We start from the raw sequence: 12,056 nt of genomic DNA, 5'->3' as shown, positions 1-12,056 counted from the left end.
GGTACTTCAAGAGCGGCGGAAGAATACGCTGTTATCTCATATCAGACACTAGTCTTATTTTTTACACCCTTATGACACTCTCATGAATAGTTATCAGAAGATATTTACAGGTTTTAGCTAATCTGGCCCGTTACTCTAACGCGTTTGCTGCCCGTTGCAACTTCTTTTGAGGCTTTCGCTGCCTGGTGAGCATCAATCAGGTTTTTAATCGCAATAAAAAAGCCCATAAAAACAAATGCGCCGGGTGGTAATACAGCAAACAGAAACTTTTTGTAGTCAGCAATTAGGGTAATGGTCCAGTTTTCGGCAATGTTACCAAATAGCAGGTGCATATTGGCAAATAAAGTACCCTGGCCAACAGCTTCACGCACGGCACCTAATAGAATGAGCACTAGAGCAAAGCCTGTACCCATCATCAAACCATCTAAAATAGAGGGAAGTGGCGAGTGCTTGGAAGCAAATGCATCAGCTCGACCAAGTACAGTACAGTTGGTGACAATCAAAGGAATAAACAAGCCAAGAATTTGGTACAACTCATAAGTAAAAGCCTGCATTAAAAGCTCTACACAACTGGTAAAGGCAGCAATGATCATCACAAATGCAGGCAGACGAATCGCTTCAGTTACATGATTTCGAATGAGTGAGACAGCCAGGTTTGAGCAGGTAAGTACGATTAATGTTGCAAAACCAAGTCCAATAGCATTAACCACACTATTAGAAACACCAAGCAAGGGACATAGCCCTAGGAGCTGAACCAAGGCTGGGTTATTTTTCCAGAGCCCCTCAACAGCAATGGTTTTTGGGTCTGCACTAGCCATGGTTTGCTTCCTCTAGTTTTTTCGCACCTTCCTGAAACAACGTGGTTTGGTGTTCATTAAAATAGTCCAGTGAACGTTTCACTGCTGCTACCACAGCCCTAGGGGTAATAGTCGCCCCTGTGAATTGATCAAATTCACCACTATCTTTTTTCACCGCCCAGCCATCTTCCGTAGGATTTAATAAGGATTTGCCTGCAAAGTTATCAATCCAGCTGGATACTTTAATGTCAATAGCATCACCCAACCCTGGGGTTTCTTTATGAGCAATTACTCGGGTGCCAGTGAGCTGGCCAGAACGGTCAATACCCACTAATAAATCAATACGACCGTTATATCCATCAGGTGCTGCTACTGGAATAACCACGGCAGCTGGCTGCTGTCCTTTAAACGCCACATACACTTTGAATGGCTGGTGTTGACTAATTAGAGGCTCTGCTGGTTGGGTGACATAGGTGTGCAGTAAGTCATTATCATAGTAACGCTGGGGCAGAATATCTGCTAAAGCACGTTGTTCGCTGGCTCGAATTTGCGCTGCAATCCGATCCTGAGTGAAAACAAAAGTCAGGGCAATTAGACCTACTGTGAGCGTAGCAAATATACCAAGGCGTAAACTGTTATTACTAATGGCTTTGGCAAGTAGACTCATCGAAAACAATCCCTAGTCTGATTTAGCTAGGCCACGGTTGGGCTTTTTGTGGCCATAGGTTCGAGGCTGAGTGTAATAATCAATGGTGGGTGCAGCCATATTCATGAGTAATACAGCAAAGGCTACACCATCAGGGTAGCCTCCCCAGGCTCTGATAATATAAGTAAGTACACCAATGCTGGCACCAAATACTATTCGACCCTTTTTGCTGGTTGCTGAGCTGACAGGGTCTGTGACAATAAAAAAGGCACCTAACATCGTTGCACCACTTAGCAAGTGAAACAGTGGCCCGCCATGACTATCGGAGCCTTCTCCCCCATAAAACAGCAGTGACATAACAAATAAGGCAGCTAGCATGGCAACGGGTGCATGCCAGGTAAAGACCTTTTTAACCAACAGGAAGATTCCACCCGCTAAAAACGCCAGGTTAACCCAGGTCCAGCCAACCCCTGCATAGCCTTCCAATAAAGGTGTCTGCTGCCATAGCTCGAGCAATGTTAAGCTGGTATTGGTTTTAACAACATCCAGGGGGGTTGCTCCGGTAAAGCTGTCAACAGTGTTACTGCCAATAGCTGGGAACCAAAAGCTCAAACTATCTATTAGTGAGGGGGTAGCTAAATTACCTTCGATGCCTTTGGGCGATAGCCAGGTGGTCATCTCTACTGGGAAAGAAATCAGTAGTAGTACATAGCCCAACATAGCAGGGTTGAAAGGGTTATAGCCAAGTCCACCATAAAGTTGTTTGCCAATAATAATGGCGAAACTACAGCCAATTAAGGTTAGCCACCAAGGGGCAGTTGGAGGTATTGCGAGTGCTAGCAGAAAAGCAGTTACAATTGCACTGTAGTCTTTTAAATAATATTGAATGGGGCGGTTACGAAGCTTGAGCACCAGTGCTTCACTACCCAGTGCAATTGCGTTTGCCCAGGCTAAGTTGATTAATACCCCATAACCAAAGAAGAAGCAGTTAGCCAGGATGCCTGGTACTAAAGCAAGTAATACCCATTGCATTACCTTGGCACTTTGGTTCTGGCTGTGGGTATGAGGTGAAGACATACGAATTAATGACATAGGACTTTAAACCTCTGTTTCAGGAGCTTTGCTAGCCAGGTAGTCTGCTAAGGCTTGTTCTGCTGTGGCTAGCTCTTGCTCTGCTTGGCTGGTTGCCTGAGTCAATTTTGCTAGATCGGCCAGACCTTCTGCCTCTGCTTGCTCTAAAGAGCGCTTTGCTTTTTTCGCGTTAGCTTTTGCCATTGCCACCTGAATTTTTAGCTTTTTCTCACCCTCATCCAGTGGTGCTTTCTTCTTGACAGGTTTGGTTGCTTCGTTTTCAGGAGTAGCTTGCGCGGCGCTTGAGGATTCTTCAGTTTGGCTGGCCAGGTAAGAGCTGAGGGCATCCTCTGCTTGATTAACGGTTTGTTGGTTTGCTGCTACTTCTGCTTTTAATGCCTCTTCTTGCTCAGAGCCAGCTTCTGCTGCTTTAGCGTAGCTTCGTTCGGACTTTTTCAAAGCGGCTTTAGCCATTGCCAGCTCAATAGAGAGCTTCTTGTGCTGCTCATCTTTAACAGGCTGCTTTTTCGCAAGCTTTGCTGGTTCTACAGGAGGGGAAGCATCTTGGTTGGAAAGCTTAGCCAGCTCTGCTTCTGTGTCAGAAGCAATTTTTTGTTGTGCAGCTAATTCCTGCTCGAAGCTGGTTATATCCTCGCCTTGTTCTGCTTGATCGATAGCGCGCTTGGCTTTCTTTAGTGCAGCATTAGCCATGGCCAGTTTGATTTTCAGAGCTTTTTCTTCTGCACTGGGTTTTGGTTTAGCTGGTTTTTCAGTTGCATTGGTAGTTGACTCAGCCTGCTGTAGTGAGCTCTCTAATTGCTTGAGCTGATCATTCAGTAAGGTTAAGTCTTGTTCTAACTTGTTGGTGTCTTGTTCCTGTTCTTTCGCTTGCTCAAGTTGTCGCTGGGTCTTTTTAATTTGCGCATTAACAGTAGCCAACTGTATTTTCAGCTGTTTTTGTGCAGGGCTTAATGGTGCTTTTGAAGAAGCGCTGGCTCCCGCCGCTTTTTTAGCTTTAGCTCGATCAATCGCTGCCTGTGCATCATCATTGGGATGAGCTTTGCTGGCTTTGAGTTTGGCTGCTTTCGCAGCGTTAGCTTTACGTTTTGCCTCTTTTTCCTGCGCGGCTTTTTCTAAGCGAGCCTGGCGAGCCTCAAAGCGCATTTTCGAGTGTTCTGCTTTTTGCTGCATCGCCTCTTGATGGCGAATTTCCCCTTTTGAGGCGCGATAATATTGAACCAGTGGAATAGCACTAGGGCACACAAATGAACAGGCACCACATTCGATACAATCAAATAGGTTGTGGTGCTTGAGCATTTCATGATCTTTTGACTGAGAAAACCAATACAACTGCTGGGGTAGCAGTGAAGCAGGACAGGCTTGGTCACACATACCGCAGCGAATACAGGCTTGGGCCGGTGGTGCAGGAGGAAACTCCTCGGCAGTGGCGGCAATCAGGCAGTTGGTGGTTTTGACTACAGGAACGGCTTGGTTTTCCAGAGTAAAGCCCATCATTGGACCACCCATGACTAAACGATTGAATGGACTATCAACCAAACCAGCTTGAGGAAGTAACTCAGCAATCAGAGTACCTAAACGCACGTCGAGGTTTTTAGGGGTGCTGAGTGCTTGTCCGGTTAAGGTGGTTACTCGAGAGACTAACGGCTTACCAACAATCACTGCATCATGAATGGCAGCAGCGGTTCCCACATTCTGGCAAATAATGCCAATATCCGCAGGCAAGCTGCCACTGGGCACTTCTTTACCAGTCAAAATATATATTAACTGCTTCTCACCACCTGAAGGGTACTTAGTTGGAAAACTAGCAACCTGAACGGCACTGTCTTTGGTTGCAGACTCCATTGCTGCTATCGCTTGGGGCTTGTTGTCCTCAATACCAATAATGCACTCGTTGGGCTGTAACAGGTGACAGAGAATTTGTACCCCACTGACGATTTGCTCGGCTCGCTCCCGCATCAACATATCGTCAGCGGTAATATAAGGCTCGCATTCGGTACCATTGATAATCAAAGTGGAGATTTTATTCTCACCACGGGCTTTTAATTTGGCTCCAGTGGGAAACCCGGCGCCTCCCAATCCTGTTATACCTGCTTGGCGAATGTGTTCAATTAATACAGCCGGGTTGACTGAGGTATAGTTTGTGACTGGGTTGAGGGGCTGCCACTCATCTTTACCATCAGATTCAATCACAATGCATTGGTCTGACATGCCTGAAGGGTGAGGGATCGGATGATCAGTGACAGCTACTACCGTTCCTGAGATTGATGCATGTACTGGTGCACTTACAAAACCATTGGGTTTGGCAACTATTTGGCCGGTTTTAACCTGATCACCCACAGCAACTACTGGTTCGGCAGGTGCCCCAATATGTTGTTGAAGAGGTAATACAACTTTACTGGGAAGCGGTGCCTCAGTAATACTTTGTTGAGTTGACTGATGCTTGTTTTCAGGAGGATGAACACCACCGGGTAATGGCCACACCTTTCTCATGCCAGCTGTCCTCGATTTGCATCAGTTGCAATAATCTGGCTTGGTGGCACAGGAAGATTCCAGCGCCAGGTTTGGGGGGTCACCTCAATAGGAATCATGTCAATACAGTCTACAGGGCAGGGTTCAACACATAGGTCACAGCCAGTGCACTCTTCAGCAATGACTGTATGCATTTGTTTGGCTGCACCTAAAATGGCATCGACAGGACAAGCCTGGATACACTTGGTGCAACCAATACATTCTGCTTCACGGATAAATGCGACAGTACGAGGCTTTTCTTCACCATGTTCAGCATCAAGAGGAGTAGGCTCAACATCAAGTAAGTCAGCTAGTGCATGGATGGTTGCGTCTCCTCCCGGCGGGCATTTATTAATAGCATCGCCATTGGCAATCGCTTCCGCATAGGGCTTACAGCCTGGGTAGCCACACTGACCGCACTGGGTTTGAGGTAATAAGGCATTTACCTGATCAACTAATGGGTCGCCTTCTACTTTAAATTTTTCTGAAGCAAAGCCGAGTATAGCGCCAAAAACAATGGCTAGAATCAGTAAGGCAATAACGGCAAGAAAGATTATATCCATAGTGTGTGTTTGCTTTACAACTTAACTAAGCCAATAAACCCCATAAAAGCCAAAGCCATTAAGCCAGCAGTGATCATTCCGATGGCGGCACCACGAAAAGGTACGGGTACATCAGCGGCGGCAATTCGCTCTCGCATAGCAGCAAATAATACTAATACCAGTGAAAAACCCACTGCGGCGCCAAACCCATAAGTGGCTGAGGCAATAAAAGAGGTATTCAGGCGATTGGTGTTAAGCAGGGCAACCCCTAAAACAGCGCAGTTAGAGGTGATCAAGGGGAGAAACACGCCAAGTACCTTGTAAAGTAGCGGGCTGGTCTTATGTACTACCATCTCAGTAAATTGTACAACAACAGCAATGACCAGAATAAAAGAGATGGTTTTTAAAAAGGTTAAATCAAGGGGCTTTAAAATATATTCAAAGGTTAAATAACTACAAATAGACGCCAAGGTAAGTACAAAGGTAGTTGCCAGGGACATCCCGATAGCGGTTTCCAGCTTATTTGAAACCCCCATAAACGGACATAAGCCTAGAAACTGGGCTAATACGTAGTTATTGACCAGAATGGTACTGATCAAAATAAAAACAAGTTCTGTGGTTACCTCTGGCATGGTAAGTTCACCAACAAATTACAATAGCTCATGTAGACAACATACGATGATTATATTGTCTCAGTGTTGTTAATACTCGTACAAAAAGTAGGGGGTTGGCCTTTATATTGCTGAGCATATTATTGTGCAGCTTCATATGCCGTACAAGTGTGGATTTCGTCAGTTTTAAGTATAAATCGTTATATGCTTAACTGTAGTGGCTATAGTGAGCTGCTATAGTGCCCAGCCAACTGGCTGAGCACTATCCATCAGTGTAGGAAGTGAAGCATTATAGATTGGTTAAAGCACACGCATTCCTGGCTTTGCACCTGACTCGGGTTCAATAATCCATAAGTCCTTTCCACCTGGACCAGCACACAAGACCATACCTTCGGAAACCCCAAAGCGCATTTTGCGTGGTTTTAAATTGGCTACCAAAACAGTCAGTTTGCCTTCTAAGTCTTCAGGTTGGTAGGCTGACTTGATTCCAGAAAAGACATTGCGAGTTTCTCCTCCTATATCTAAAGTCAGCTGCAATAACTTTTCAGCACCTTCCACATGACAGGCCTTAACTACTTTTGCTACCCGTAAGTCTAGCTTGGCAAAGTCATCAAACTCTATTTCATCAGCAATAGGATCTTTCAGTAGAGGACTATCTGCTGGAAGCGGCTGGGTTTCTATTTGTTTGGATGCCTCAACCATTGCTTTCACTTTATCCATGTCAACACGCTGCATTAGTGGTTTGAATTTGTTGACAGAGTGATCAAGCAGTAGTTGCTTACAATCCTTCCACTTCAGTGGATCAACATTTAAATAGGTTTCAGCCTGGGTTGCTAGTGCTGGGGTAACTGGCTTAAGGTATATCATTAATAAGCGGAACAGGTTAATACCCACTGTGCAGATATCTAGCACTTGTTGTGTACTGCCTTCTTGTTTAGCTAGTGCCCAAGGCGCCTGATCATTAATATAGGTATTGGCCAGGTCGGCCAGTGCCATGATTTCTCGCATCGCTTTGGCAAACTCACGGTTTTCATAACAGGCGGCAATTTGCTCACCTTTATCAATAAACTGTTCAGTCAGTTCTGGTGCAATGTTATTACTGGATAATACCCCACCTGATTTCTTAATAAAGTTGGCACAGCGGCTGGCAATATTAATGACTTTATTCACCAAGTCGCTATTTACTTTTTGGGCAAAGTCTTCGAGGTTTAGGTCTAGATCATCAATCCGGTTGGTGAGTTTGGCTGCATAAAAATAGCGCAAGTACTCTGGGTTTAAATGATCTAAGAAGGTACGAGCAGTGATAAAGGTGCCTCGAGACTTAGACATTTTTTCATTGTTAATAGTTAGATAGCCATGCACGCAAACAGCAGTGGGAGTACGATAACCTGCGCCAGACAGCATGGCTGGCCAAAATAAACAATGGAAGTTAATAATGTCTTTGCCAATAAAGTGGTAGATTTCAGCTTTACTGTCTGGCCCCCAGTAGTCATCAAAATTCAGGTCTTCACGGCGGTCGCATAAATTTTTAAAGCTAGCCATATATCCAATGGGGGCATCCAGCCATACATAAAAGTACTTACCAGGTTGATCGGGAATTTCAAAGCCAAAGTAAGGGGAGTCGCGAGATATGTCCCAGTTTTGTAAACCAGTGTCTAGCCATTCAGCCAGCTTGTTGGCAATTTCTTCTGATACGGCACCGCTGCGTGTCCACTTTTTCAAAAACTCTGTGAATTTGCTGAGGTTAAAGAAAAAATGCTCTGACTGCTTGGTGATTGGCTTGGCCCCAGAAATGGCTGACACTGCATTTTTTAGCTCAGAGGGAGAATAAGTAGCACTGCAAACTTCGCAGTTGTCGCCGTACTGGTCTTCAGCGCCACAACGAGGGCATTCCCCCTTAATGTAGCGGTCTGCCAAAAACATTTGCTTTTCTGGATCGTAAGCCTGGCTAATTTGTTGGGAGCTAATGTAGCCCTCTTCTCTGAGTGCTAAATAAATGGTTTCTGATAGTTCGCGGTTTTCTTCGGAGTGTGTCGTATAATAATTATCAAATTCGATGAAAAATTCACCAAAATCTTTAATACGTTCTTCATTTACTTGGGCGACTAATTGCTCTGGTGTAACGCCCAGTTTTTCTGCATGTAGACTAATGGCGGTGCCATGAGCATCATCTGCACAAACATAGGTACACTTATGGCCACACATTTTTTGGAAGCGCACCCAAATATCTGTCTGAATATATTCCACCAAGTGCCCCATATGGAGCGGCCCGTTGGCATAAGGGAGGGCGCTAGTGACAAGTATTCTTCGGGGTTGCTGCTTCATAATTAACCAATGCTGTGATTTTGTTGATGAACCTTATACTTAAAAAACGGATCGAAGTCGGTAGCTTAAGTGGAGATCATTATAAAACGAAACGAGTGTAGAGTCTTATATTAAGTAAAGATATAGCAGTATTGATATGAAAGTTTGACTGTCAAGTAATTGCAGTAAAAAAATGATTGGCCAGCAGGGGGGCTAAACTTTTAAAATAGTGTTATAGGTTTAGGAATTAGTGGTTGTTTTTTGAGCACATTGGTTGACTCAATTAATCCACTACAGTTAGGGCTGCTTTAGGTTAGAGCTACGACAGATTGGGGCTATTACTGACCAGAGGTAGCACTTATACAGAAGGTGTATTTCTATACAGTTGATCCAAGCCCTATAGGCACGCTATACACAATACTCACAACCAGTCACAAAGTATATATCATTAAGCAGTAGGCTATTCCATGAGTGATCAAGATCGAAAGAGCTTTATCAGGATGCGTAACCAGGGCTATTTACCTTGGGAGATTGAGCCTCAGCAGGAGCCTCAATCAGCTGCTGATGAGCACCCTGTTTTTGGTCGCACTGAACAAGTAAATCATAATGACAACGGAGCTAGAGTTCAGCCATTACCTAAAGACTTTATGCCTGAGCCACGGTATATTCAATGGCTTGAAAAGCACCATGGCGTGCCCCCAAAGTTTACCTTAGCGCAACTGCCAGAGTTTAAGCTGTATTGGCTGGAAACTGGCGAGGCGCGCAAAGCTTGGCAGAATAAGTTCAAGAACCATGTAATCTATCAGTGGAAACGGCAGCAAAGTGAAAGACAGCAAAGACCTCACCGCTCAACTATTGAAGAACTCACCGATTGTAGCTGGGCAGATGGAGTCGACTTCGACGACGAACTGTGAGTCTATCAAGCAAAACCAGGCAATCAATATAGTTTTCCGTAAGCTGAAAGCGGCGTTTCCTCAACGGTATAAGTCAGTATTTCCTACGATAGATGAAGAAAATACATCTAAAAAACAGTGGCGAAAAAGCCTTAACCAATACTCACCTGAGCGAATTGTAAAAGCGGCAGAGCAGGCTATTCGCCAAGCCAAATATTTTCCGGACCTGATTGATATCCAAAACCATTGCAAGCTGACTCATAAAGAGTGCGGTTTACCCTCTGCTGAAGTGGCTTATCGAGAGGCCTGCTTTGCTACTGACCAGTCTGCAGAGGGAAATTGGACTCATTCCGCTGTTTATTTAGCTGCAAAAGCAACCGGTTGGCACTTGCTACGAACAGAAGAGCAGCGGATTGTATTCCCTGTTTTTCAGCGTAATTATGGAATTCTTTGTAATCGAGTTATCGATGGTGAAGATTTAACTGCTGACTTGCCCAAAGCGCTAGAAAATCATCAATTATCTGCGGCTGAGCAAGCAGAGCAATATTCAAATCAACAATTAAAGCAACAAATGCAGGCCCAGGGGATTAATCCTGAGTCTGGTAGACGAGCATTTGAGCACCTTAAGCAGCAACTGCAAAAGCAATAGTATTATTGGAGTACAGCGAATGACCACGATCAACCGTACTCAGGTTGAGCAGGTGATTGACCAGTATCAAGATCCTTATTATCAAAAACCGTTATCTCAAGTGAATGCTGTTAAAACAATTCAAGTGTCTCCTCAAGGCGAGGTAAGCGTTGAATTACAATTCGCTTACCCCAATTCAAAGCTGGTCGGTGGTATTCAAACGCTATTATCTGAGGCAATAAAACAGTTGTCGGGTGTTAAGTCGGCCAAAGTGGAAATATCAACATCAATTCCAGTAGCTAAAGGCCAAAATAATTTACCCGCGATGGCAGGCGTTAAAAACATTATTGCTGTTGCTTCGGGTAAAGGTGGAGTAGGTAAGTCAACCACTACGGTAAATTTGGCACTGGCTTTAGCGGCGAATGGTGCCAATGTAGGAATTTTGGATGCTGATATTTATGGCCCCAGCCAAGGGTTGATGTTAGGCGTTAAACCTGGAGAGCGGCCTGAAGTGCAGGAGGTTGATGGCAAGCCTCTGATGAAGCCGGTGATAGCTCACGGCATTCAAGTCATGTCAATGGCATTTTTGGTGGATGAGAATACACCAATGGTATGGCGTGGGCCAATGGTAAGCGGTGCACTACAACAGTTGCTTACCCAAACTTTGTGGCAAGATCTGGACTATTTGTTTGTGGATATGCCACCAGGTACGGGTGATATTCAACTAACCCTGGCGCAGCGAGTCCCTGTGGCAGGAGCAATTATTGTTACTACCCCTCAAGATCTAGCTTTGCTTGATGCAAAAAAAGGTATTGAAATGTTTCGCAAGGTCAATGTGCCAGTCATTGGGGTGGTGGAAAATATGAGTACTCATATTTGTAGTCAGTGTGGCCATATCGAGCATTTATTTGGTGAGGGTGGTGGGCAAAATATTGCTGAGCAGTATCAAACAACATTGCTGGGAGCTTTGCCACTTTCAATGGCAATTCGTGAGCAGGTAGATGGAGGTATGCCAACAGTGGCTGCAGACCCTGAAGGGCAGTTAAGCTACGTCTATCAGGAAATTGCGAGAAGAGCAGCTGCCCTTTTAAGTGAGCAAACGTTGCAAGCAGTAGCTGTGCCCACTATTTCAGTAGTTGATGACTAAAACTGATTGTAAAAGAACCACCAATTGCTGTTAAGAGATTGTTGTTTTTCGAGCGTTTCTTAGTAATATACCCAAAGCGTAGGGTTTTTAGGGGCGGCCGTCGAGCGATGAAGCCCCATGAGCTTATGTTTTTATAAATGATTGGGGTGAAGACAGTTTAATGCTCCTGCATAAACTGCATTTCCACCATCCTTGGTGGTCAGCGACGACAACAACCCCTAAAAAGCATTCGAGAAGGGTGTAGCTGTTTTCAAAGCCTGGGACAATATTTAATGCGGTTATGTGATAGAGATATAGAGGCTTTATTAGCCAGCGGTAAAATTTCCATTGAACCAATGCCTTCGATTGATCGCATTAATGGAGTAAGTGTTGATCTGACGTTGGGCAACAGTTTTCGGGTGTTTAATGATCATGCTGCGCCTTACATTGATTTGAGTGGACCAAAAGAACAGATTGATGCAGTGCTTGACTCTATAATGAGCAAAGAAATCATTTTAAATGATGGAGAAGCATTTTTTCTGCATCCTGGAGAATTGGCATTAGCTGTTACCCAAGAGTCCATCACATTACCAGACGATATTGTTGGTTGGCTAGATGGTCGCTCATCATTAGCTAGGCTTGGGTTAATGGTGCATGTAACAGCGCACCGAATTGATCCTGGTTGGAGTGGTCAGATTGTGCTGGAGTTTTTTAATGGAGGGAAGCTACCTTTGGCATTAAAACCAAACATGACAATTGGTGCGATTAATTTTGAGCAAATGTCTGGTCCGGCTCAACGACCCTATAACAAGCGTGATAATGCTAAATATAAAGGGCAGTCAGGTGCGATTGCCAGTCGTATTAGTGAAGAGAATTAACAGTCTGGTTATCAAGTTTAATTTTTACGGA

General features: G+C 44.6%; 11 protein-coding genes. 4 read left to right on the top strand and 7 right to left on the bottom strand.

The window, feature by feature from the left end; translation table 11 throughout:
- Positions 1-113: 113 nt before the first annotated feature.
- The 7 genes from OQE68_RS04525 to metG form a co-directional block, all read right to left on the bottom strand.
- Positions 114-818, bottom strand: a complete 705-nt coding sequence (locus tag OQE68_RS04525) for an electron transport complex subunit E (protein WP_180567329.1) — start codon at positions 816-818, stop codon at positions 114-116.
- The gene (gene rsxG, locus OQE68_RS04520; RefSeq protein ID WP_180567330.1) at positions 811-1,464 is read right to left on the bottom strand and encodes an electron transport complex subunit RsxG; all 654 of its coding nucleotides are present in this window, start codon (positions 1,462-1,464) and stop codon (positions 811-813) included. Before rsxG ends, OQE68_RS04525 begins: the two co-directional genes overlap by 8 nt.
- A gap of 12 nt (positions 1,465-1,476) precedes the next feature.
- Positions 1,477-2,535, bottom strand: coding sequence for an electron transport complex subunit RsxD (rsxD, locus tag OQE68_RS04515; RefSeq protein ID WP_180567331.1), 1,059 nt, complete (start codon positions 2,533-2,535; stop codon positions 1,477-1,479).
- 6 nt (positions 2,536-2,541) lie between these two features.
- Entirely contained in the window at positions 2,542-5,025 is a 2,484-nt protein-coding gene (rsxC, locus tag OQE68_RS04510) for an electron transport complex subunit RsxC (RefSeq protein ID WP_180567332.1), read from the bottom strand.
- Positions 5,022-5,606: an electron transport complex subunit RsxB gene (rsxB, locus tag OQE68_RS04505; protein ID WP_180567333.1), complete on the bottom strand. Its 585-nt coding sequence runs from the start codon at positions 5,604-5,606 to the stop codon at positions 5,022-5,024. Before rsxB ends, rsxC begins: the two co-directional genes overlap by 4 nt.
- A gap of 14 nt (positions 5,607-5,620) precedes the next feature.
- Complete coding sequence (gene rsxA / locus OQE68_RS04500) at positions 5,621-6,217, bottom strand: electron transport complex subunit RsxA (protein ID WP_180567334.1); 597 nt, start codon at positions 6,215-6,217, stop codon at positions 5,621-5,623.
- Positions 6,218-6,496: 279 nt separating this feature from the next.
- Positions 6,497-8,521 carry a methionine--tRNA ligase gene (gene metG, locus OQE68_RS04495; protein WP_180567335.1) on the bottom strand — a complete coding sequence of 675 codons (2,025 nt, stop codon included), beginning with the start codon at positions 8,519-8,521 and terminating at the stop codon, positions 6,497-6,499.
- 446 nt (positions 8,522-8,967) lie between these two features.
- Here metG and OQE68_RS04490 point away from each other — a divergent pair, with 446 nt between their 5' ends.
- The 4 genes from OQE68_RS04490 (at position 8,968) to dcd (ending at position 12,025) form a co-directional block, all read left to right on the top strand.
- Entirely contained in the window at positions 8,968-9,414 is a 447-nt protein-coding gene (locus OQE68_RS04490) for a DnaT-like ssDNA-binding domain-containing protein (RefSeq protein ID WP_180567336.1), read from the top strand.
- The gene (locus tag OQE68_RS04485) at positions 9,386-10,042 is read left to right on the top strand and encodes a replication protein P (RefSeq protein ID WP_180567337.1); all 657 of its coding nucleotides are present in this window, start codon (positions 9,386-9,388) and stop codon (positions 10,040-10,042) included. Before OQE68_RS04490 ends, OQE68_RS04485 begins: the two co-directional genes overlap by 29 nt.
- Before the next feature lie 19 nt (positions 10,043-10,061).
- Positions 10,062-11,168: an iron-sulfur cluster carrier protein ApbC gene (apbC, locus tag OQE68_RS04480; RefSeq protein ID WP_180567338.1), complete on the top strand. Its 1,107-nt coding sequence runs from the start codon at positions 10,062-10,064 to the stop codon at positions 11,166-11,168.
- 272 nt (positions 11,169-11,440) lie between these two features.
- Positions 11,441-12,025 carry a dCTP deaminase gene (dcd, locus tag OQE68_RS04475; protein ID WP_180567339.1) on the top strand — a complete coding sequence of 195 codons (585 nt, stop codon included), beginning with the start codon at positions 11,441-11,443 and terminating at the stop codon, positions 12,023-12,025.
- Positions 12,026-12,056: the final 31 nt, after the last annotated feature.

Source organism: Spartinivicinus marinus (assembly GCF_026309355.1).
In the GTDB taxonomy this organism is placed as follows: Bacteria; Pseudomonadota; Gammaproteobacteria; order Pseudomonadales; family Zooshikellaceae; genus Spartinivicinus; species Spartinivicinus marinus.
This window is presented reverse-complemented; position numbering and strand designations above follow the sequence as displayed.